This is a genomic window from Gilliamella sp. wkB18 (genome assembly GCF_001690875.1).
Classification (GTDB): Bacteria; Pseudomonadota; Gammaproteobacteria; order Enterobacterales; family Orbaceae; genus Gilliamella; species Gilliamella apicola_A.
Map to the genome: position 1 here is coordinate 1 of NZ_LZHM01000093.1, position 23,650 is coordinate 23,650.

At 34.0% G+C, this 23,650-nt stretch carries 21 protein-coding genes, 1 tRNA gene and 2 pseudogenes; 10 read left to right on the top strand and 14 right to left on the bottom strand.

Features of this window, described 5'->3' with window-relative positions; translation table 11 throughout:
• Positions 1-70: 70 nt before the first annotated feature.
• The 3 genes from A9G48_RS11710 to A9G48_RS11830 form a co-directional block, all read right to left on the bottom strand.
• On the bottom strand, positions 71-511 hold the full coding sequence (locus A9G48_RS11710; RefSeq protein WP_034947481.1) for a hypothetical protein: 441 nt from the start codon (positions 509-511) through the stop codon (positions 71-73).
• Positions 512-672: 161 nt separating this feature from the next.
• Positions 673-957, bottom strand: coding sequence for a hypothetical protein (locus A9G48_RS09585; RefSeq protein WP_034947484.1), 285 nt, complete (start codon positions 955-957; stop codon positions 673-675).
• Between the two features lie 168 nt (positions 958-1,125).
• Positions 1,126-1,299, bottom strand: coding sequence for a hypothetical protein (locus A9G48_RS11830; protein WP_202807469.1), 174 nt, complete (start codon positions 1,297-1,299; stop codon positions 1,126-1,128).
• Between the two features lie 69 nt (positions 1,300-1,368).
• Between A9G48_RS11830 and A9G48_RS09595 the strand changes: the two genes are divergently transcribed.
• Positions 1,369-1,704 carry a fatty acid desaturase gene (locus tag A9G48_RS09595; RefSeq protein WP_255305663.1) on the top strand — a complete coding sequence of 112 codons (336 nt, stop codon included), beginning with the start codon at positions 1,369-1,371 and terminating at the stop codon, positions 1,702-1,704.
• Between the two features lie 905 nt (positions 1,705-2,609).
• Positions 2,610-2,686: transfer RNA gene (locus tag A9G48_RS09600), tRNA-Met, on the top strand.
• Between the two features lie 64 nt (positions 2,687-2,750).
• Here the strand turns inward: A9G48_RS09600 and metF are convergent.
• The 4 genes from metF to A9G48_RS09620 all read right to left on the bottom strand — a co-directional run bounded on the left by metF (position 2,751) and on the right by A9G48_RS09620 (position 7,745).
• Positions 2,751-3,626 carry a methylenetetrahydrofolate reductase [NAD(P)H] gene (gene metF / locus A9G48_RS09605; RefSeq protein ID WP_065576133.1) on the bottom strand — a complete coding sequence of 292 codons (876 nt, stop codon included), beginning with the start codon at positions 3,624-3,626 and terminating at the stop codon, positions 2,751-2,753.
• A 133-nt stretch (positions 3,627-3,759) separates the two neighbouring features.
• Positions 3,760-6,033: a 5-methyltetrahydropteroyltriglutamate--homocysteine S-methyltransferase gene (gene metE / locus A9G48_RS09610; RefSeq protein WP_065576125.1), complete on the bottom strand. Its 2,274-nt coding sequence runs from the start codon at positions 6,031-6,033 to the stop codon at positions 3,760-3,762.
• Positions 6,034-6,210: 177 nt separating this feature from the next.
• Positions 6,211-6,762 carry a YagU family protein gene (locus A9G48_RS09615; protein WP_034947488.1) on the bottom strand — a complete coding sequence of 184 codons (552 nt, stop codon included), beginning with the start codon at positions 6,760-6,762 and terminating at the stop codon, positions 6,211-6,213.
• A 419-nt stretch (positions 6,763-7,181) separates the two neighbouring features.
• Positions 7,182-7,745 carry a hypothetical protein gene (locus A9G48_RS09620; protein WP_065576126.1) on the bottom strand — a complete coding sequence of 188 codons (564 nt, stop codon included), beginning with the start codon at positions 7,743-7,745 and terminating at the stop codon, positions 7,182-7,184.
• Positions 7,746-7,940: 195 nt separating this feature from the next.
• Between A9G48_RS09620 and recN the strand changes: the two genes are divergently transcribed.
• From recN to A9G48_RS09645, 5 genes are all read left to right on the top strand, one after another.
• Positions 7,941-9,602 (top strand): DNA repair protein RecN, encoded by a 1,662-nt coding sequence (gene recN, locus A9G48_RS09625; RefSeq protein WP_065576127.1) that lies wholly within the window; start codon positions 7,941-7,943, stop codon positions 9,600-9,602.
• A gap of 52 nt (positions 9,603-9,654) precedes the next feature.
• On the top strand, positions 9,655-10,881 hold the full coding sequence (gene coaBC, locus A9G48_RS09630; protein WP_065576128.1) for a bifunctional phosphopantothenoylcysteine decarboxylase/phosphopantothenate--cysteine ligase CoaBC: 1,227 nt from the start codon (positions 9,655-9,657) through the stop codon (positions 10,879-10,881).
• The gene (dut, locus tag A9G48_RS09635; RefSeq protein ID WP_034947500.1) at positions 10,865-11,323 is read left to right on the top strand and encodes a dUTP diphosphatase; all 459 of its coding nucleotides are present in this window, start codon (positions 10,865-10,867) and stop codon (positions 11,321-11,323) included. The genes coaBC and dut overlap by 17 nt, the downstream gene beginning before the upstream one ends.
• Positions 11,320-11,913 (top strand): nucleoid occlusion factor SlmA, encoded by a 594-nt coding sequence (gene slmA, locus A9G48_RS09640; RefSeq protein ID WP_065576129.1) that lies wholly within the window; start codon positions 11,320-11,322, stop codon positions 11,911-11,913. The genes dut and slmA overlap by 4 nt, the downstream gene beginning before the upstream one ends.
• Positions 11,914-11,975: 62 nt before the next feature.
• Positions 11,976-12,809, top strand: a complete 834-nt coding sequence (locus tag A9G48_RS09645) for a mechanosensitive ion channel domain-containing protein (RefSeq protein WP_065568929.1) — start codon at positions 11,976-11,978, stop codon at positions 12,807-12,809.
• 61 nt (positions 12,810-12,870) lie between these two features.
• Here the strand turns inward: A9G48_RS09645 and cysE are convergent, their stop codons facing one another.
• Together cysE and A9G48_RS09655 are read right to left on the bottom strand one after the other, a co-directional pair.
• Positions 12,871-13,632 carry a serine O-acetyltransferase gene (cysE, locus tag A9G48_RS09650; protein WP_051825419.1) on the bottom strand — a complete coding sequence of 254 codons (762 nt, stop codon included), beginning with the start codon at positions 13,630-13,632 and terminating at the stop codon, positions 12,871-12,873.
• Between the two features lie 181 nt (positions 13,633-13,813).
• Positions 13,814-15,058 (bottom strand): oligosaccharide MFS transporter, encoded by a 1,245-nt coding sequence (locus A9G48_RS09655; protein ID WP_034947507.1) that lies wholly within the window; start codon positions 15,056-15,058, stop codon positions 13,814-13,816.
• A gap of 210 nt (positions 15,059-15,268) precedes the next feature.
• Between A9G48_RS09655 and A9G48_RS09660 the strand changes: the two genes are divergently transcribed.
• Positions 15,269-16,273: a LacI family DNA-binding transcriptional regulator gene (locus A9G48_RS09660; RefSeq protein WP_034947509.1), complete on the top strand. Its 1,005-nt coding sequence runs from the start codon at positions 15,269-15,271 to the stop codon at positions 16,271-16,273.
• 44 nt (positions 16,274-16,317) lie between these two features.
• Here A9G48_RS09660 and A9G48_RS09665 read toward each other — a convergent pair whose 3' ends face one another.
• Entirely contained in the window at positions 16,318-17,787 is a 1,470-nt protein-coding gene (locus tag A9G48_RS09665) for a glycoside hydrolase family 32 protein (RefSeq protein WP_034947511.1), read from the bottom strand.
• Between the two features lie 311 nt (positions 17,788-18,098).
• On the opposite strand from A9G48_RS09665, the gene A9G48_RS09670 reads away from it, so the two are divergent.
• On the top strand, positions 18,099-19,058 hold the full coding sequence (locus A9G48_RS09670; protein ID WP_065576130.1) for an aminoimidazole riboside kinase: 960 nt from the start codon (positions 18,099-18,101) through the stop codon (positions 19,056-19,058).
• Between the two features lie 137 nt (positions 19,059-19,195).
• On the opposite strand, the gene ispC is transcribed toward A9G48_RS09670, so the two are convergent.
• From ispC to deoC, 3 genes are all read right to left on the bottom strand, one after another.
• Positions 19,196-20,374, bottom strand: coding sequence for a 1-deoxy-D-xylulose-5-phosphate reductoisomerase (gene ispC / locus A9G48_RS09675; RefSeq protein ID WP_034947516.1), 1,179 nt, complete (start codon positions 20,372-20,374; stop codon positions 19,196-19,198).
• A 1-nt stretch (position 20,375) separates the two neighbouring features.
• Positions 20,376-21,137: a DNA-binding transcriptional repressor DeoR gene (deoR, locus tag A9G48_RS09680; RefSeq protein ID WP_034947519.1), complete on the bottom strand. Its 762-nt coding sequence runs from the start codon at positions 21,135-21,137 to the stop codon at positions 20,376-20,378.
• 61 nt (positions 21,138-21,198) lie between these two features.
• Positions 21,199-21,864: a deoxyribose-phosphate aldolase gene (deoC, locus tag A9G48_RS09685; RefSeq protein WP_034947521.1), complete on the bottom strand. Its 666-nt coding sequence runs from the start codon at positions 21,862-21,864 to the stop codon at positions 21,199-21,201.
• A gap of 511 nt (positions 21,865-22,375) precedes the next feature.
• Between deoC and A9G48_RS12225 the strand changes: the two are divergent.
• Positions 22,376-23,250, top strand: a pseudogene (locus A9G48_RS12225) (LysR family transcriptional regulator).
• A gap of 96 nt (positions 23,251-23,346) precedes the next feature.
• On the opposite strand, the pseudogene A9G48_RS09695 reads toward A9G48_RS12225, so the two are convergent.
• Positions 23,347-23,643, bottom strand: a pseudogene (locus tag A9G48_RS09695) (alpha/beta hydrolase); the annotation flags it as partial.
• Between the last annotated feature and the right edge of the window lie 7 nt (positions 23,644-23,650).

A 23,650-nucleotide genomic window follows, 5' to 3' on the forward strand; every position in this document is an offset into this window, starting at 1 on the left:
ATATTTCCTCCAATTCTACCTATTATGTTTTCTTTAGTATCTTGACTAATTTTAGCTGTTAAATTCATATTTAATTACATTTTATTAAATTATTCTTTTTAGCAAAATTTATAGCTTCTTCTCTTAATTCTAAAGCTTTTTTAGTTGCAAAATCTTTAGCATTAGAAGGATCCCAACCTCTATTTTTAACTAAATCTTCATATATGCCACGTCTAGTTATTGCTGTATTTCTATTGATATTTTGTATCGCCGTTTGGGATTTTAATATATTTGGATTATGTAAACCATATTTTGCTTGTAGTTTAGAAATTGTTTTATGCATCATATTTTCTTGAAGAGCCATAGCTGGATTAGTTTTAGCTATGCTAGACATTCGGCCTTTAACAACGCCATTATTACGTAACCATGCGTTTTGAAGTAGTTCATGAGCAGACAATCCATCTTTAGCATGCAGTGCACTACCATAACCTGCTATCTCAAATTCATTCAGTAACCCGAACACATCAACCATCGTATTCGAATCATGCACATACGCATAAAAATTCGGGTTGTTTCCTGATAACCTTATCGGATCTTGGCTAATATATAAGCCGGTTTCAGGATTATAATAAAGCCCGTCTAGTTACTCGTTGTCATAATAAAAAACGATCAGTAAAGTATGCTTTTGAAGTTTTATGTTTTTTTATCATATTCATTTGCTATATGAATAAAGTAAGTTCTTAATTCACTTGATGGATAATCTAATAAAAATCTAGGGTAAATAGGTGCATATTGCCTCTTATCGAGAGTATTGAGCATTTTAATAAATTCATCTTTAACATTTTTTAAAGCTCCAACAGGTATATTTTCATACTCATCATCAAATGAATAATTCTTAAAAATATTATCAATTCTATTAATGCCTTCTTCGCAAAGCTTTTTTACATAGGCTTTTTTTTCTTCACTTACTTTTTTCATAATTCTTCAACTTTTATAATAAACATCTAAACTTCCAATGTGTTAATACAAAAATTTGTTCTGCCCTTCCAATATATTGAGCGCCTTTTTCAATTGAGGTGTCGCTTTACTAATAATTATGGTCGTACCTTCTTTTATTTTCCATTGCTTGATTCCTTCCATTTTATTTTAAACAGGAGGTAAAGCTAAATTTGCTCTGCTTGTTTGTGGAGTAAAAGTTTCAAATAAATATTGTCCCATAGGTCTAGCATATTCACTATCAAAAAATCTAGTACCAAATTGATTACAAATAGCTTTTTCTACTCTTATAGTTCCTACCTCAAATGATTGTATAAATTTCACTCTTATCTGCTCGATTAACTCCCATTTTCTTTAGTTATTTGTCCTCAATTCAGTGTAGGATTTATTCTCATCACCTATGGGCTAAGTCAACTGTGCTCTTCAATGATCTTTATAATACTGATTCTTGGTACCCACAGGGAAAAAGCCAATTTTTACCTAGCGCCCACTGATGGGCTTATGCCACATGGTTCAACACAACATGTACTTAATACGGCGCTTAATTGGCGATTAAAATATCCTATTATAGAATACTGGTTAGGCGGGCTCAATTTACACCTAACTCACCATATCTATCCCGGTTTCAGCCATCGACATTACTTACGCTTAACGGCGATTATCCAACAAATATCCAAGCAATTTCAGATTGATTATCATGAAATTACTCTGCCTGAACTGTTTATATAGCAGCAAGTTTTTTTAAAACAAATGGGAAGGAAGAAATAAATGCTTTTTGATGCATTGACAGTATTAAAGCTGAAAAGAATTCAGATACCTAAATTCCATGAGATGATTTCATCTTTAATTTGTAACTATCTAATCACACCATAAATGTGATTGATGACTTTAATAGTGATGTGTTAGACATTCTGATACAGCCATCAGTTCACTAGCAGGTAAGATACCCCCATTACCTGGATAAACTGACTGAATATGGGTATAAGATCGTTTTATGATTAAGGATTCAGTAATATCTTGGTTATTAAAATAATCTTGAGTTTTATAGTCAGTATCATTACTTAACAGTTGGTATTTTCTTTTTTTAAAAATAACAAATAACCTTTATCTCTTAATTGCTGCAAGGCGGAGCTAACCCATTAATCAATTACATTATTGTTTGGAAATTGCTCTTCAAATTGTGTTCAATATTGCTTAATGAGGTCTTTGTGAAAAGATATACTTGAACCAAGTTGTTCGCAAAGTTGTTTAATAAATTTTAAAGTAAATTTTTGTCATTGATAATTGGATAATAAGGTGGCATTATCCAATTATCGCATTTTCATTGTTACGCATTGCAGTTAAATAAAATTCAGGATAAGAATGAATAGGAAAATTCTCATCAGCAAACTACACTGTTAAATCATCGAGCAATTTAAGATAATCATTATCATTGAAATCGCCTTTCCTTAAATTTTTGTTTTAATACTTTTACTTAAAATCAAAAATTTATATGGAAATTGTTATTTTAGTATGGCTAGGTTTTTTATGTAAAAAAATAATCCATATTTACTCAAGAATGTTTAAAAATATAACTCTTAGTAAAAAAAGTATTGCTTTATTATTTTATTGCTATAATATATCCACTTCTTTGACGCGGGGTGGAGCAGCTTGGTAGCTCGTCGGGCTCATAACCCGAAGGTCGTTGGTTCAAATCCAGCCCCCGCAACCAATTTTAGCTTGTCCATAACAACGCCATAGTACTCCAAACAACACACTTTATCTTTATACCATCGCTATTCCGATTTTGGCACTACTAGCAATGTTGATACTGCTTCGCTAATGCGTCTCGCTATGTAACTATTGTTCATGGTGTATAAGTGAATGCCATCGACATCTTGTGAAACCAAATCAACAATCTGATCAATTGCATAAGCAATACCGGCATCACGAAATGCTTCTGGGTGGTATTCGTATTTTTCCATCATTTGTTTGAATTTTTTAGGTAAATTTACCCCACACATCGATACCATACGTTCAATTTGGTTTTTATTGGTCACTGGCATGATGCCAGCTTCTATTGGAACATTAATGCCAATATCGCGAGCTTTATCTAAAAATGTATAAAAGTAGTCATTATCAAAAAATAGCTGTGAAATAAGTTGATCAGTACCTGCATTGACCTTTTCTTTTAAATGGATCAGATCTTGTTTTAGTGTTGCTGCTTCAAGGTGTCCTTCGGGATAGCATGCACCAATCACGTTAAAATCACTGTTTTCTTTAATAAATGTCACCAGTTCGCTGGCAAAGCGAAAGTCATCTTTAGGTTGCACATTCGGGCTGATGTCACCACGCAAAGCAAGCACGTTATCAATTCCTGCACATTTAAGATCGTGTAGGATTTTTTGCATTTCAGCTTTATCAAAATTGATCCCCGGCAAGTGAGCGACGCTTTCAATGCCATAAGTGTGCTTGACTGAGTGGGCAATATCAATTGTGGTTTGACCATTTAAGCTACCACCCGCACCATAAGTGACACTGATAAAATCAGGTTTAAAATAACCAAGTTCACGCAATGTACTATAAATTGTTTCTAAAGGTGAGGTTTTTTTAGGGGGAAAAACCTCAAAGGAGAACACGGTTTTTTTATTAAATAGTAGATTTGTTTTCATTTGTTTCATCCATTGGTTATGTCACTTATTTTCCTTATTGACACTTGCGCCGCCCAAATAGGCGGCGGAAACGTAAGGCTAAACAAAGTCTGCTTTGTTAATGAAAAACTCAACAACCTTGTAAAAACAGTGCTTAATTCAGTGTTTTTCTTACTTCTAAAGTGGCTTGTACTAAATGTTGTAAGCTTTCAACCACTTCTTTTTCGCCACGAGTTTTTAAACCGCAATCTGGGTTGATCCACAATTTTTGGTTATCAATCTTCGCTAGTAACTTTTCAATCGTTGCTTTGATTTCGGCTACTGGTGGTACACGTGGTGAATGGATGTCATAAACCCCTGGTCCCACTTCAGTTTTGAAGTTGTTTGCATTAAGTACGTCAATCAACTGCAAATTAGAGCGAGAAGCCTCGAACGAAATAACATCGGCGTCCATTGCATCAATATCTTTAATAATGTCGGTAAATTCGCTATAACACATATGAGTGTGGATTTGCGTATCTGCTTGCACTTTGCTATGTACCAATCTAAACGCAGGGATCGCCCAATCAAGGTATTCACTGTTCCAATCGGCTTTACGCAGTGGTAATTTTTCTTTTAATGCCGCTTCGTCAATTTGAATGATCTTAATACCTGCTGCTTCAAGATCTAATACTTCATCACCAATTGCTAATGCTATTTGGAATACTGATTCTTTTTGAGAAATATCTTCTCGAGGGAATGACCAATTTAGAATAGTCACAGGTCCTGTTAACATACCTTTAACTGGTTTGTCTGTCAGGCTTTGTGCATATTTTGAATATGCAACAGTAATCGGTTTTGAGCGTGAAATATCACCCCAAACAATTGGTGGCTTAACGCAACGAGTACCATAAGATTGCACCCATGCTTTTTCAGTAAACACAAAGCCATTTAAGCTTTCACCAAAATATTCCACCATGTCATTACGTTCAAATTCACCATGTACTAACACATCAATACCAATTTCTTCTTGTAATTTAATACACTGCGCAATTTTTTGTTGATTAAACTCAGTATATTCGTTCAGGCAAATTTCACCTTTTTTGAATTTAGCACGATTTAAACGTACATCAGGTGTTTGTGGGAATGATCCAATCGTGGTTGTTGGTAATAGTGGCAAATTAAAGGCCTTTTTCTGCGCTGCTTCACGCACTGAAAATTCAGGTAAACGAGTAAAGTCCGAATCTTTTAATTCGGCCACTTTTTGGCGTACAGCTTGATTTGCGCCCTCACGTTCACGAGTAAATAATGTTTGGTTAGCTTTATAAGCAGCATTATTTTCAGGATTTGCATCCTTAAATAATTGACCAAGTTCGGCAAGTTCTTGTAGCTTTTCTTGTGCAAAAGCAAAATAAGCGCGTTGTTGAATGGTTAATTTGGCCTCATTTTGCAATGTATAAGGAACATGCAGTAATGAACAAGAAGTATTGATTACAATATTTGCGGCTTTTTGTTTAATTTTGCCAAGTAATGCTAAGGTTTTTTGGTAATTGTTTTTCCAGATATTTTTTCCGTTTACCACTCCAGCAAATAAGACTTTATCGGCAGGGAAACCATTGTTTTCAAGTAAAGCTAATGATTGTTTACCTTCAACAAAATCAAGGCCAATACCATCAAAAGGTAAAGCGACAAGTTCTTTATAACAATCACGCACATCACCAAAATAGGTCTGTAGAACAACTTTAGTGTTACCTTTAACCGATAAAATCGCTTGATAAAGTTCGGTAAATAAAGCGATATCATCTTTATTTAGGTCAGTGACTAAAATGGGGTCATCAATTTGGATCCACTCAGCACCAAGCGTTGTGAACTTTTGGATGATGTCTTGATAAGCTTTAATAATATCGGCTTTAAAATCAACAAGCTGTTTTTTACCTAAATACTGGACTAATTTAAAAAAGGTTAATGCACCAATCACAACAGGCTTGGTTTGCACACCTAACGCTTTAGCTTCTTGATATTCCTCAAAAGGTTTAGTGCCTGTTAATTTAATCTGTACTGAATCTTCAATTTCAGGTACTAAATAGTGGTAATTGGTGTTAAACCATTTTTTCATAGCGAGTGCTCGCACATCGCCTTTTTCACCCTGATAACCACGCGCCATCGCAAAATAACGGTCAAGTTCAGGTAAACCTAAATCTTGGTAGCGTTTGGGAATAACATTAAGTAAACACGCTGTATCTAACACCGCATCATAGAATGAAAAATCATTAGATGAAATAAAGGCAATTTTTTGAGCCGCTTGTTGTTTTAAATGCTCAGCTCGTAGTGCTTTAGCTTCGTTTAATAACTCAGCTTGTGTTTTATTACCTTTAAAATAGGCTTCTGTTGCAAATTTAAGCTCACGAAGCTTACCGACTCGAGGGTAACCAATAACAGCAGTATTCATTTTTTGTTTTCCTTTTTATCCATTTTCTTTAGTGATGAAAAAGATAACAAAAAAAATAGGTATTGAATAATTCTAGTTTTTTATTGGTTAATATAGTTTTTAACTATATCTAATAAAATAAAAAAATCCGACTATAGTTAAATAGTAGGATTTAGTATTAAATGATTCTAACTTAAATTATTGACGCCACTCACCACGGATAGGTCTTGAAAAATGGGCAAGAACGGCAATCATACAAATTTCAATTGAAACGCCCCAATAAATATGACCCAAAATTTCACTCCAAAGCTCATAGCCATTTAAATTCCATAACCAACCAACAGTACCTTCGGCATCATAAGCAGGGTGACGAAAGCCAAGTAATGGAATTAAAAAACCATGCATAGAGATAGTAATAATTGTGCCATAAACTGCGCCATACCACAGTCGGATTTTGTTGCAATAATATGCACCAGCCACATAAACAAAAGCGAAAGCAAAACTAAATAACCAGTGATAAAGCGTTACCGCACCAGAAACAGTTGCCGTTTGATAAATATAATCAAGTGAATGAGAATTAATCCCTAACCACCCAAGCCATGCATCGATATGTGCCGCTGGTGGTGATATTTCACCCGGGACACGAGGAGGCATATTAACCTCGGATCCCCACTTAACTAAAGCACTAATAAAACCACCAATGATTGTTGTCCAAATAATGACTTGGCGATTTGTTTTATTTCCAAACATACTTGATTTTCCATAGTTAAAAAATAAATAAGTAATTAAATTATACTCCTGTGTAATTTTGGATAAAAGAAGAATAAGTTGGGTTGGTGGTAATTATATAAGTTTAGTTAAATGGTGTGGAATTATGGATGTTTTTTATAAAAATATAACTTAAAAGGTGAACAGGTCGGATTATTTGATTAACAAATGTTCAGCGCAAATAGAGCGTGTTATATTATTTTAGTGTTATTTTAAAATTTGATAGATAAAGTGTAAAGTTGATCTATCATGGTAAATCCTTAAGAGTTGTACAAATTTGTTGAGTTGTTGAATAGATTTGTATATAAAAAGTTAGCAGTTTAAAATATTAAAAATATTTTAGAGGGCACACAGTTAAGGTGATGGTGGAAGCAAAGTAAAATTGACCCTAAAATAGAGCCTTATATTCTAATAATCATTGAAGTAAATTCAGCTAACCAATTTTCATATGATAATATGTGGTTAACTAACCCTCTTATATCAGCAATATCATATATAGCATAAAAAATTGCATCAGAAGGACTTATTCGTTTGAATATCTTTTTCATGTCTATTGGGTCATTTGTCATAAAAACTATTGCATCTTGATTAGGAATTCTTTTTGCAGCAAAATGAGCAAAAATATTTCTATGGTTTCTTCGAAATTTTATTTCTTCAAGTTTCTCTTCTGCTTCTTTTCTTTGTTCATAGCTTAAATTTAATTCTGAAAGACAAGATATAATTTTATTAACTAAATTAGGAATAATATGTAATTCTTTTTGGCTTGTAATTAAAATTCCCTTTTCTTTTAATATATTAAAACAACGCCTAATGTTTAAATCAATAAAATTGTAAGTTTGTATATACATACCTAATATTTTAAAGTCTTCATTAGTTAAATTTTCTAACAACTCAACTTCAAATTTTTTAAATTCATTTTCCAATGCTAATATTTTTTCAGCTCTAAATTCTTTAGGTAACCCCATTTTATTTCTCTTTTTATTTAATTTTTTAAAAGATAAATCAATTAATCTAATACTGTCAATATTGATAAAAAAGTCACTTTATACCTATATATCTTCCCCCCTCCCAAAAAAACAAAAACACAACCCTGTATTTATTTACAGTATTTTTACTGCTATACTGCCAATATTATAACTAGCCTTATGTATTAATTTATTATGATAACTCAACTAACTATTAATAATTTTGCTATTGTAGATCAACTTCTTGTCGACTTTACTACTGGGATGACCGCTATTACGGGGGAAACAGGAGCGGGGAAGTCGATTGCTATTGATGCATTGGGATTATGTTTAGGTAATCGTTCTGATGCTTCATCTATTCGACATGGCGCTGATCGTGTTGATATTTCTGCAAGTTTTGTGCTTGATGATACGCCAGCGGCTTTTGATTGGCTAAGCGAAAACCAACTTGATGAGGGCAATGAGTGCATTTTGCGACGAGTAATTAATCAAGATGGGCGTTCTAAAGCGTTTATTAATGGTCGAGCTGTTCCTATTTCGCAATTAAAAGATTTGGGGCAAATGTTGATTCAAATTCATGGGCAACATGAGCATCAGCGCCTGTTACGCAGTGATTATCAGCAGTTGTTGTTAAATCATTATATGAATGAACCAACACTACTTGATCAAATGCATCAAGCCTATAAGAAATGGAAAGAAGCAACACGGGCTTACCAGCAATACGAAACAACAAGGCAAGAGCGTGATGCACATATGCAACTTTTGCAATATCAATTAAAAGAACTTAATGAATTTTCGCCCATTGAAGGGGAATTTCAACAAATTGATGAAGAGTACAAACGATTATCAAACAGTGAACAATTAATTAATCTTAGCCAACAATCAGTCATGCTATTAGATGAAGCTGATGATTATAATGTTAATAGCTTACTAAGTAGTGTAAAAAACAGCGTTCAAGAAATAGCTGAACTCGACCCTTGCTTAAATAGCGTTTATAACATGTTAGAAGAAGCCTCAATCCAAATTAAAGAGGCAAGTGATGAACTGCGCCACTATAGCGAGCGTTTAGAGCTCGATCCTGCTCGAGTCATGCAATTAGAACAGCGGCTATCTAAACAGATTGCTTTGGCGCGTAAACATCATGTTTCTCCCGAAGAATTACCAGATTTACATCAAACTTTGTTAGCTGAATTTAAACAAATTAATCAGCAAGATGAACAAAGTGAACAACTTAAAAATGATATTACTAAATACCATCAAATTGCCGTTGAAATTGCTACAAAATTGCATCAAAAAAGATTAACGATAAGAAAAACATTAGCTAAAAAAGTAACCACTATTATGCATGAATTATCTATGCCTAATGGACAATTTAGTATCGATATTGCTTTTGACGAAAATCGATTAAATGAAAATGGCGCTGATCAAGTCACTTTTTTAGTTAGTACTAATGCAGGGCAAAGCCCCCAACCACTGGCTAAAGTTGCTTCGGGTGGGGAATTATCGCGTATTGCTTTGGCAATTCAAGTTTTAACTGCGCAAAAAATGGATACGCCAGCTTTAATCTTTGATGAAATCGATGTTGGGATCAGCGGTCCAACCGCCGCAAAAGTGGGGCAACTATTAAGACAGCTTGGACAATCAACTCAAGTAATTACCGTTACTCATTTACCACAAGTTGCAGGACAAGCTAATCAACACTATTTTGTTAGTAAACAAACTAATGGTAAAAAAACCACTACAGATATGCAAAAATTAAACGAAAATGGACGGTTAAACGAGTTAGCGAGATTATTAGGCGGCGATAAAATTACAGATGCAACATTAGCCAATGCGAAAGAGCTACTTATTATCTAACTTAATTGTGGTAATATAACGCTTTCATTTTTGGTGTGAAGGAAGCATGATCATGAGTCTATCGGGTAAACGTATTTTGTTAGGGATTACTGGTGGGATTGCCGCTTATAAATGTCCTGACCTTGTTCGCCATTTAAAAAAATCTGGCGCGCAAGTGCATGTAGTTTTGACAGATTCTGCTAGCCATTTTGTCACTAAAATGACGCTTCAAGCTGTTTCTGGCAATCAGGTTTCTAGCGATCTCTTTGATCCATCGGCCGAGCTTTCTATGAGTCATATTGAACTTGCCAAATGGGCAGATTTAGTATTAATTGCACCTGCAACCGCCAATATTATTGCTAAAATGGCAAATGGTATTGCCGATGATTTGTTATCAACAATTTGTTTAGCAACATCTTCGCCAATTGCCATTGCTCCGGCGATGAATCAACAAATGTATAAAGCCGCCGCAACTCAACAGAATTTATCTGTATTAGCGTCAAGAAATACCTTAATTTTAGGTCCAGACAGTGGTTTTCAAGCTTGCGGTGATGTTGGACCAGGACGTATGCTTGAGCCACTCACTATTGTTGAGGAAATAACCCACTATTTTAAATCAACCTCAGCACTTTCAGATATATCAATTACCATTACAGCAGGCCCAACAATCGAAGAAATCGATCCAGTTCGTTATATTAGTAATTACAGTTCAGGTAAAATGGGATTTGCAATTGCAAAAGCCGCTGCTCAAATGGGTGCCAATGTCACATTAATTAGTGGACCTGTTCACTTAGATACACCAAATAATGTCAACCGAATTAATGTTAAAAGTGCTAAACAGATGTATGAAGTAGCATTAAATCACGCTCAAAATTCAGCTATTTTTATTTCTTGTGCTGCGGTTTCTGATTATCATGCTAAAACAATTAAGACAAAAAAAATCAAAAAAACAGACGATAATGATGAACTTGTAATTGAATTAGTTAAAAATCCCGATATTGTAGCTAATATTGCAGCACTAAAAACACATCGCCCTTTTGTGGTAGGATTTGCCGCTGAAACTAACGATGTTAAAGCTTATGCACTAAAAAAATTAACCAATAAAAACTTAGACTTAATTTGCGCTAATGATGTTTCCGATAAAACTATCGGTTTTAACTCTGATCAAAACGCGTTAACAGTATATTGGAAAAACGGCGAGCAAACGTTACCATTAAGCAGTAAAAACCAATTAGCAACACAGTTACTTCAAACTGTTATAACACGATATAAAGTGAGTCATGATGAAAAGAAAAATTGACATAAAAGTATTAGACAAACGTTTAGGTAATGAATTTCCACTACCAACATATGCAACAGAAGGATCAGCTGGCATTGATTTAAGAGCAATGTTTGATAAGACAACTGAAATAAAACCAGGAGAAACTATCTTAACGCCGACTGGTTTATCAATGCATATTGCTGATCCTAGTTTAGCGGCATTAGTGTTACCGCGTTCAGGGCTTGGTTCAAAAAATGGTATTGTACTTGGTAATTTGGTGGGTTTGATTGATTCAGATTATCAAGGACAACTATTTGTTCCTGTTTGGAATCGAAGCCAAACTCCTTTTGTGATTGAAGCAGGCGATCGAATTGCTCAACTAATCATTGTTCCGGTTGTACAAGCCGAATTTAACATTGTTGATGAATTTGTTGAATCAGTACGAGGCGAAGGTGGTTTTGGACATTCGGGTAAAAAATGATCGTGAGTAGCAAAAATAGAAATCGCAAAGAAGATATCTTACAAGCATTGGCAAAAATGCTTGAATCTAATGAAGGCACTCAAAGAATAACTACGGCCAAATTAGCTGCAACAGTAGGTGTTTCTGAAGCAGCTTTATATCGACATTTTCCGAGTAAAACAAAAATGTTTGAAAGTTTAATTGTCTATATTGAAGATATCTTGTTATCCCGTATAAATGTGATAATGCATGAAGAATCAAATACATTTACTCGGTTACAACTTATTCTTGCCTTGATATTGGGTTTTTCTGAAAAGAATCCAGGATTAACCAGAATTATGACGGGGCATGCATTAATGTTTGAACAAGAACAATTACAAGAACGAATTAGCCAACTATTTGAACGTATTGAAACTCAAATTAAACAAGTTTTACGTGAGCGAAAAATTCGTGAAGGTATTGCCTTCATAACTGATGAACGTATTTTATCTAGCCAATTATTAGCTTTTTGCGAGGGAATGATGGCACGTTATTCTCGTTCAGGTTTTAAATATCTACCAACAACTAATTTTGATATACGTTGGAATTTATTAACCAAGCAACTGCTTTAACCAATTTCATAATTAAATTCTTTAATAAAAAATTTTTATTACCTATTGATGAGGATAATAATATGAATTTTGAAGATTTTTTAAATTATACTCTTTCATTTATCAAAAAATATGATGGGGTAGTATTTAGCTATATCGCTCATTTTTGCTTTGCTATTATTATTTTTGTTATTGGTAGAACCATCGCTAAATTTATTAGTAACCAATTAAAAAGAATATTAACAAATCGGCATGTTGATCCAACTGTTGTTAAATTTGTCAGTGCTTTATCATACTATGCAACCTTTTTAGTGACATTGGTTGCTGTTTTAGGTCAATTAGGGGTACAAACAGCCTCAATTGTTGCTGTTATCGGTGCTGCTGGTTTAGCGATTGGTTTAGCATTACAAGGCTCGCTATCTAACTTTGCAGCTGGTGTTATTTTAATTATTTTTCGTCCATTTAAAGTGGGTGAAATGGTCGTTATCAATAGCCAGCAAGGGATTATTGATTCTATCCAAATTTTTTCAACTTCTATTGTTACACCCACTAATGAACTAGTGGTGATCCCTAATAGCCAGGTAGTTAGTGCCAATATTATTAACTATACACGTTTGCCTGAAAGGCGTTTAGATCTGGTAATAAATGTTAGTTATAACTCAGATATTCAAAAAGTTTATCAAGTATTAAAACAAGCTGTTGATAAAACTAATAATATATTAACTTCAAAAGAGCCTACCATTCGATTAGATGTTTTAGATGCTTCTTCAATGAATTTTAATGTTTTAGTTTGGACATTAAATGAAAATTATGGAGTAGTAAAAGGTAAGTTGCTTGAAAATATCAAAAATGGATTAACTGAAAATAATATCGATATTCCATATCCAACAATGGATGTAAACCTGAAGTCTAAGTAACAGTTTATTAAAAACTTCATTGATCCGTTTCAATAGAAGTTTATTTATCATTTATTAGCAATTAAATATCTTGATCCATATTTAACGCCGGTTTTTCACAATCTGGACAACCAACAACTGTTGCTGGCACACCAGCAACAGTTGTATGCTGCGGTACATGATCTAATACGACAGATCCTGCTCCAATTTTAGCACCTTTGCCTATTTCAATATTACCTAAAATCGTTGAATGAGCTCCAATCATCACTCCTTCACGAATTTTTGGATGGCGATCACCATTTTCTTTACCCGTTCCGCCTAATGTAACCGATTGTAAAATAGAAACATCATTTTCAATTACCACCGTTTCTCCAATCACAATACCTGTTGCGTGATCAAACATTACTCCACAGCCAATTTTTGCCGCAGGGTGAATATCAACGCCAAATACAATCGCAATTTGGCTTTGTAAAAAAACCGCCAATGACTTACGATTTTGCTTCCAAAGCCAATGTGCAATTCGATAAGCTTGCAAGGATAAAAATCCTTTGTAATAAAGAAGTGGTGTTGAATAATAATTAGTGGCCGGGTCGCGAATATAAACAGCCATGATATCACATATAGCTGACTGAATAATATTTTGGTCCGCTTGATAAGCCTGCCTAGCAATTTCACGAATTTCAATAGCGGGCATAACCTGAGAAACAAGTTTATTAGCTAAAATATAGCTTAAAGCACTACCCAAATTTTCATGATTGAGTAAAGTTGCATGGAAATAACTAGCTAGCATCGGCTCGCTTTCAACTAACTCTGAGGCTTCTTTTCGAATGGTTTGCCATAACATTTCGGGTTTCACAGCTATTTTTTTATCGTTCACTACAACTCCCTATACATATTAACTAAAATTATTAATATTGTTTCGCAAACTTTCCTTATAAGCAAGGATTGTATTGATTTAACATCAATAAAAAGAAAAATGGAAACTATATGTCCCCATTTTTATAATTATTAGAGCTAATTTAAAATTATTGTTGTTTTGCTTTTTTCTCGTCACTTAAAGTAAATATAGCTATTATCGAAGTAATCAAAACAACACCAGCAAGCACATAAAATGTTATCGCATATCCTGTATTATCAAATAATTTGCCCACAAACCATGACAACACAATAACGCCAAGATTTGATGAAATATTAAAACCAACTAAATAAAGTGTAGCAGATAACCGAGCATCAAAATTACCTACAATATATTTAAACATCGCTAAAATAAATAATGGAATTTCAATTGCATGAAATAACTTAACGGATGATATCAGATAAATATTATCTAACGTTGCAGATAATGCAATTCGGCAAATCATAACTAGTGCAGCAACTAATAACGATTTTTTAGCCCCCATTTTGTGAATAAAATAAGGAGCAATAATCATACAAGTTGCTTCTAAAAAGACTTGGAAGGAATTTAAATAACCGTAAATTTGATAGCCATCTTCTGGTTTTTCAAAAAAACCAGTATAAAAATTAGGAAATAACTGCTGATCATAGATAGTATAAAAACTATAAGTACCAATAACAAAAAACACAAACAACCAAAATTTTTTCAAACCAAACAACGATAAAATTTCACCCATTGTTGGTATAGTCGTTGTTTTTTCTACTAAAGCAGTATCGTTATTTTCAGTTGGTGATGCTTGATATTGTTTTGGCTTAAATATCATATTAATGGTAAAAAAGATAACCGCAACACCCGACGCTATCCAAAAGTTAATATGAGGATCAATGCCAAATAAAATACCCGCAACAAACGTGGCAGCAGCATAACCAAATGATCCCCAAAAACGAGCAGGACCAAATTCAAAGCCAAATAATCGACTAATACGTTCAATAAAAGAGTCAATCAAAGCACTACCTGAAATAAAGCTAGCACTTAAAACGGGTGCTCCGAAACAAACACCCCAAATAAAATCATTTTTTAATAAAGGCTCATACACATAAATTAAAAAAGGACCAATAAGAACCATGATAATACTTTGGAAGGTCACTACCGCTTTACCTATTTGTAATTTATCTTGAATAATGCCATAGAAAATCATGAAAAACATGGCCGCGGCAGAATTAGCCGCATAAACAATACCTAACTGCTCACCGGATAAGTCAATTTTACTTTTTAACCAAATTGCGTAAAAAGACCACCACATCGACCACGCAGCATAAAAGGTAATAAGGTAACCAGACGAGAACCAATAGTTTCTATTTTTTATCATATTCATGTTTATTACTCTTATATTGTTGAAATATCGAATAAGTTTAACGTTAACATGCTAATATTAACATTATTGCCATATTTGATACGAAATAGATAGAACCAATTATCATAAATGTTACTTACCTCACACTTTTTATCATTTCTATTTGTGATATCATCATGCATAGTAATGGTTGATAATCATTTTTATCTTGTAAAACAAGAGGATTTAACTATGGCTTCACTTAAGGATGTTGCAAAGCTAGCTTCTGTTTCATTAATGACGGTTTCACGCGCAATAAATAATCCTGAAAAATTAAATAAAGAAACTTACAAACGCGTTAAACAAGCTATTAAGCACCTTAATTACGTACCTGACTTATCGGCAAGAAAGATTCGTGGTGATAAATCAGGACCAAGTGCAATTGGTGTTTTGGCATTAGAAACAGCAATGACACCATTTTCGGTAGAATTACTACAAGCCATAGAAAAGACCGCACAAAATCATGGATGGAATACCTTTATTGTTAATTTATTTGATGATAAAGATGCCGATCATGCCATTAATACCCTACTGTCATATCGCCCTGACGGTATCATCTATACAACAATGGGATTAAAAAAAATTGAACTACCTGAAAAATTATTAGATAAAAACGTTGTATTAGCTAATTGCATAAGCGATTCAAAACAACTCGCTTGCTACATTCCAAATGACTATTTGGGTCAATATCAAGCCATGCAACAGGTAATAAAGAAAGGCTATAAAAAACCATTATGCATCTACTTATCAGAAACCACATTAGCAGGAAAAATTAGATGTAAAGCCGTTGAGCAAGCGTGGTTAGATGCGGGTTACAATTTAAATGAGATTACTAGTTACCATACCTCAACTTTATCAGATAATCTTGCTCAAGAATATATGATGACGGTTGATATACTCAAACAGCATTGCAATAAAAAACCTGATTTTGATGTATTAATTTGTGGTAATGATCGAATAGCTTTTGTTGCTTATCAATTTTTACTTGGTCAAGGACTTCAGATTCCTTCTGATGTGGCTGTATTAGGTTACGATAACATGGTAGGTACTGGTGAACTGTTTTATCCTCCCCTGACAACAGTGCAATTGCCTCATTATGAGATTGGAGAACAAGCAGCTTTACATATAATTAATAACAAAAACCAACAACAGATAATACAGGTAGCATCACCTTATTTAGAAAGAAATTCATTATAGCTTACTTAAATTGACCGCCAAATGGCGATCAATTCAATCATCAATTACACATAAATGGATTTTAACTGCCAGCTATCTAATTTGGTTATTTTGGCGCTACCATTTTCAGCAAATAAATTAACTACTCGCTCTGCTGGTAATTTTGGATAGATACGGCTTGAAAGGCTATATAAATCACCATTAACAAATACTTCTACAGATGAAGCATCAACATACACATGTAAAGTTAATTTTTGGCTCTCTGGTAATGGTACGCTACGATAACCAGTTAATTCAAGACCAGATAAACTACGATCAAGAATAATACGATTAGATTGTAAATCAACATATAGTAGTGTTGCTTGTTTACCATTTTCAGTGGCAGCAAGTTGCAAACCAAAACGCTCAGCATCACTTTCTTTTAGATCAAATTCAACACAAAGTTCACAACAAATTGACTCAATATTGGTATTTTTAATTTCACTATTAAGTGTTATTTCATCAAATGATTTTGGCTTTTCTCGCAAAGCTTCAAGTTCTTTTACTGGGTGATTTCTGACTTTATTATCTTGATCTAAAATCAGTTCACGAGGAAGTGTAAATGCGCCTGCCCATTTATCTTTTTTGCTTGGCATGGCTGACTGCCACATATCCATCCAAGCAAAAATAATACGACGTCCATCAGCGGCAAGAAATGATTGCGGTGCATAAAAATCGTGTCCAAAATCCATTTCTTGAAAAGGTTTAACTATTGAAAATTGCTGCCCAGGTTGCCAATTACCCACTATATAGCCTGATTGGAATTGATTACGATACTGATAACCTTTTGCTTTCAACCCTTGTGGTGAAAACATCAAAACCCATTTTTCACCAAGTGAAAAAAAGTCAGGGCATTCAAGCATATAAACATCAGGATCGATATCACTCACTACAACATGATCCAATTGCCATTCATTTAAATCATCAGATCTAAATAGTAAAACTTGACCAACATTATTTGGCGTTCTTTGACCAACAACCATCCACCATTTACCATCTTGTTGCCACACTTTAGGATCGCGAAAGTGCATTACTCCGTCTTGAGGTATAAGTACTGTGCCTTGCTTTTCAAAATGAATGCCATCTTTGCTAGTTGCAAGACATTGGCTTTGTCGAATCTGTTCATCATAACCTTGGCCACTCAACCAAATATGGCCAGTATAAATTAAGCATAACTCACCATTATTATCTACGGCCGATCCAGAAAAACAGCCTGACTTATCAAATTCTTGATCGGGAGCAATAGCTATTGGCAACCTTCGCCATGTGATTAAATCATCACTAACAGCATGTCCCCAATGCATTGGTCCCCAATTTTCATCATAAGGATGATGCTGATAAAAGGCATGATATTGACCTTTAAAATAAATCAAACCGTTAGGATCATTCATCCAACCAGCTGGTGGAGCTAAATGAAAATGTGGATAATATTGTTTATTCATTACTTTTTCTAAATTTTTAACAGCTAGATTGGCTTTATCAATAGCAGTAGACATAAAAACCCCTTTTTTATCCAATATTAGATACCTTTATTTAATAGTATCTTAATTTAATTGTTAACGTTAACTGTTAATGAAATTAGCGATAAAATATGTGATGATAGTCACATATTTTTAACGTTAACAATGAATTTTTTGTCAAATGATTTAGTCTATGGCGGATTTTAAAAAATGACTATTATAAATTCAACAACAGATTAAGTATTAATGGCTTTACTAAAAAGTAAAAAGATGACATATTCAAAAAAATTTAAAAATCTGTCTCTATGCTAGATTACTGCAGTAAATAACTATAACCGAGTAAAAAAATGAATACTACTAAAATTTGGTCCCTTGGAGATGCCGTTATTGATTTATTGCCATTTGGTGATATGAATTATAAAGCATGTGCTGGTGGCGCACCTGCAAATGTTGCAATTGGTGTTGCAAAATTAGGGTTACCTTCAGCGTTTATTGGTCGTGTTGGTAATGACCCTTTTGGTGATTTTATGGAAACCACATTCCGCCAATATAACGTTGATTGTCAAAGCATTGAAAAAGATGAACATCATCGAACAAGTACTGTGGTTGTTGATTTAGGAAAAAACGGTGAACGTAGTTTTACTTTTTTGGTTTCACCTTCAGCTGATCAATTTTTATCTCAGCAAACAATTCCTAATTTTAACCAAGATATTTTACACTTTTGCTCTTTGGCGCTAGTTGGCCACACCTGCCGTCAAACACTTAAAATTGCGATTGAACAGCTTACCGCTAAAAATGGCCTAATCAGCTTTGATGTTAACTTGCGCGAACAGATGTGGGTCAATAAAGACGAAATGCGCACCACCATTACCCAATTTTGTCATGATGCTGATATCCTCAAACTATCAGACGAAGAACTATTTTGGTTAACTCAAAGCAATGATTGGAGTGAAGCATTAAATAAACTACAACAACACTATGAAGCATCATTAAAATTAATTACCAAAGGTAAAGATGGCAGCATTGTATTATGGCAAGGCAAAACATTTTCGTTTGATTCGTACCATGTAAATAGTGTTGATACAACCGGTGCAGGTGATGCTTTTGTCGCAGGATTACTCAGCAGTATTGCATCATCAGGCATGCCTGATGATAAACTGATGTTAGAAAGCATGATGACCATTGCCAGTGCTTGTGGAGCCTTAGCTACAACCAAAAAAGGCGCATTAACTGCACTACCTGATAGTACATTTTTACAATCATTTATTAGCGATAATCCAACATTAACAGCAAAACAAATGGCATAATAAAAATAGTAAAAACTTACTAATAGGGCAGCAAGATTGAGCACAATAGTTTCAAAATATAATTGTTATTGACTGCCCTTTACCACTCAATAACTTAACTATTTAGTTAAATTACTGTTTATAAAATAAAATAGCATTTAACACCGACTGCATTGTGATCTTGCCCATTGATCTATCATAAAAACATCATCAATTGTCGATGGCTCAGGGAAAGCCAATTGATCTAATACTTTTGATACATTTTTAGCAATATCCATAAAACCAATTTTATGTTGCAAAAATGCTTCAACCGCAACTTCATTGGCGGCATTGAGCGCCGTGGTAGCCGCTTGCCCTTGATTAAAGGCATCGATTGCCAATTTTAAACATGGATAACGGTCAAAGTCAGGTTGTTTAAATGTTAACGACGAAATTTGCGTAAAATCTAAAGGTGGTACGCTTGAAGGAACACGATCGGGGTAAGACATGGCATAAGCAATTGGCGTGCACATATCAGGCACACCAAGTTCAGCTATCACACTACCATCTTGATAACGTACCATTGAATGGATAATTGATTGCGGATGAATAATAATTTCCATTTCGTTGGCACTAGCATTAAATAGCCAACGAGCTTCAATATATTCCAGCCCTTTATTCATCATCGTTGCTGAATCGACAGATATTTTTTTACCCATCGACCAATTAGGGTGAGCAACCGCTTGCTTAGGGGTGACATGTGCCAGTTTAGCTAAATCCCAATCGCGAAATGGTCCGCCAGAACCTGTTAACACGATTTTAGTAATACCATGTTCAGCAAGGTTAGCAAAACCTAAATCATGCTGTACCGTCGTTGGTAAACTTTGAAAAATAGCGTTATGTTCGCTATCTACTGGCAACAACTCAGCACCATACTCTTTAACCGCTTGCATAAATAAATGTCCACAGGTTACTAGCGATTCTTTATTGGCCAACAAAATACGCTTACCTTTTTTAATCGCAGCAAGAGTTGGTTTTAATCCTGCGGCTCCAACGATTGCGGCCATCACTTGATCGACCTCGGGTAACTGCGTTAATTCGCAAATGGCTTGTTCACCACTTAACACTTCAATATCCAATTTTAGATTGGCAAGATTTGCTCTTAATGCCATCTCAGCTTGCGCTGTTGCCATGGCAACGTATTTAGGCTTAAAAGCCAGACATTGCTCAGTCATTTTGGCAACATTATTACCTCCTACTAAAGCATAAGCTTTAAATAGATGTGGATTTTGAGCAATAACCGCTAGCGTACTGCAACCAATTGAACCTGTCGAACCTAAAATTGTGATATTTTTCATATTAATACATTAAATCTATATTATGATTAGCTAAAAAATTAATAAATTCCTTGGTTGGCACTTTATCTGTAATAATTTGATTAAACAGAGTTAACTCACCAATAAAAGCCGGTTTAACTTGATTAAATTTAGTATGATCGGCAATCAAAATATTTTGACCTGATTTTTTTATAGCCTGCAATTTCATATCAAGTTCATCAAAATGATAACAAGTTGCACCTTGTTCAATATCAATCCCTGCGGCCGAAATAAATGCTTTATTTGGGCAAATCGAATTTAATCCACTATGCTGTCCAATAGCGCTAAAAATCGCATTATTAGCCTGATAATGACCTCCACATAAAATTGTCTTACAATTAGATTTATTTTGTAATGCTAAAAATGCGTTTAATGAATAACAGATAGCAGTAAAAGTTATTTCATCATCAATGGCATCAATAATAAAAGGAATAGTCGTACCGCAATCAAAAAAGACGGTATCGTTTTCTACAATGCATTTACTAGCTATATTGGCAATATATTGTTTTTCATAAACCTGTTTATCTTGTTGGTCTGACAAAAAATACGGGGTAATTTGATGACGAGCATCACTAACAACATAGCCACCCAAAACACTTAGGGAACAACCAACATTGCCCAAATCTCGGCGAATGGTCATTTCTGAAACAGCCAACAACTTAGCGGCTTCTTTTAAATGAATCTTATCTGTTTTTTTTAAAAGTTGAATAAGATCATTCACTCTTTTTTGTGATTGTGTTTCCATGCTGATCCCATAAATCAATAATAACAAGCTACATAAGTAGCTTATTAATTGATATCATTGATTAATAATCACTGGTCGAAGTTGCATCACCAGAAACAATCGCAATACCTGCACTAGCCCCTAAACGTGAAGCCCCCGCTTGAACCATTTTTTCAGCCGTTTGACGATCACGAATACCGCCCGATGCTTTAACGCCCATCTCATTGCCAACGGTATCACGCATCAACTTAACATCCTCAGCCGTTGCGCCAGATACACTAAAACCAGTAGATGTTTTAACAAACGCAACGCCGATTTGCTTACAGATTTCACAGACTTTAACAATTTCGTCTTTAGTTAATAAGCAGGTTTCTAAAATCACTTTTAATGGCACAGCGCCACATGCGTTAAATACCGCCTTAATATCTTGCTTAACCGCATCCCAATCATTGCTTTTTAACCAACCCACATTGATAACCATATCGATTTCTTGCGCACCTGCTTTAACCGCCATTTCGGTTTCAAAGGCTTTAGCGCTAGTTAGCATAGCGCCTAAAGGAAAGCCAACCACTGAGCAAACCTTTACATCGCTATCTTTTAGTAAACTAGCCACTAAAGGAACATAGCCTGAATTTACACAAACTGAATAAAAATGATATTCCTTTGCTTCATCACAAAGCTTACGAATTTGATCTTCGGTCGCATTCATTGCGAGTAAAGTATGATCAATATATTTTGCATAACTCATAATTAGATCCTTAAAATGTCTTGTAATAATGTTTAATTAAATATTGTTAGTATGTAAATAAATAATAATGTTATAAAAATAACACATATAGCTAAAAATTGTTATTTTTATAACATTATGGCGCAATTACTTAAAATAGTACAGTTAAAAATAGTGGCTATTGATGTTTATTTTTATTTAAAAATCAAATAACTAAAATTTAAATAAAATCAGTAATTTTTCTAAAAAATTTTTAATAAGTTTGGATGATTAGCCTGAAAACACACATTTGTATACCAAGATTTATTTAATACCCAACCAAATATTCTATATACTAGTGGGATTTTTCAACAAAAACTTAGCAATAATAAAGCGTAATCTATTCAACTTAAATAATTTATTATAAAACACCCAATGGCGTTAAAAGATTATGTTAATAATAAGATGTAAACACACACCATTTTCTGGCATAACATCTTTTAAACATAAAAATCAAAGAATTGTTAAATAAAAATTGGTGGAAAGGTAAATGTTGGATATAAAAATTTTACGTTATTTTCTTGCTCTTGCTAAAGAAGAAAGCATTACCACTGCAGCTAACCATTTTCATCTAACTCAACCTACCTTATCTCGTCAGTTAATGGAGCTTGAACAAACACTTGGCACAACCTTATTTATTCGCGGCAGTAGGCGAATTACCTTGACCGATGAAGGAATACGATTACGTAAACGTGCCGAAGAAATATTGGAATTAATACATAAAACAGAAGAAAAATTTCAAGCCCCACCGAAAGTATTTATGGTGATATTTATATTGGTTGTGGTGAAACTGATGCTATGAAGTTGGTGATAAATGTTATCAAATCAATGCAAGAGGTTTACCCACACATCCGTATCCATATTTATAGTGGAAATGCAAATGATGTTACCGAACGTATTGATAAGGGATTACTTAATTTTGGTGTGTTAATTGAACCAACTAACCTAACAAAATATGAATCATTGTGCCTTCTTCAACAAGATACTTGGGGGGGTATTAATGAGAAAAGATTGTGCGTTGGCAAACCTTGAGGTCATTTCTCCATCTGATTTATGGACATTACCGCTGATCGTTTCCCAACAAAAATATGTTAGTGATAGCATTGAAAAATGGTTTAAACGAAACTACGAAAATTAAATATTATTGCAACATATAACTTAATATTTAATGCAGCATTAATGGTTGAACAACATATCGGATATGTCTTGTGCTTAGATAAACTCATTAATACAGCTGGCGATAACCCGCTTTGTTTTAAACCCTTATATCAAAAATTAAAAGTAGATGTGAATATTGTCTGGAAAAAATACCATGTATTTTCTAAAGCTGCTGGACTGTTTTTAAAACAGATAAAAGAACATTTTTGATATTCATCTGAGATTTTATAATGATGAGTAAAAAATGAGAGTACGTAAACATTTACTCTCTTTGCTGTGAAACAACATTTCATTAAAAATTAGTAGCTATTTTGAATTTGTTTTAAAAAAGGTTGTTAATTTATCAAAAGGGATTAAATCAATTCGATCATAAAGATCAACATGCCCATCTCCTTTTACATAATAGAGCTCTTTGGGTTCTATTGCACGGTTATAAGCATCTTCACTGAACTCTTTAGAATGAGCCTGATCACCAGTGATAAATAACATTGGCCGTGGTGAAATGGTTTCAATATCATTAAATGGGTAGAAGTTCATAAATATTATATTACTGGTTAATGTTGGATGAATCGTTAATTCTGGCGTTGAAATCGAAAACGGAGTTGAGTTA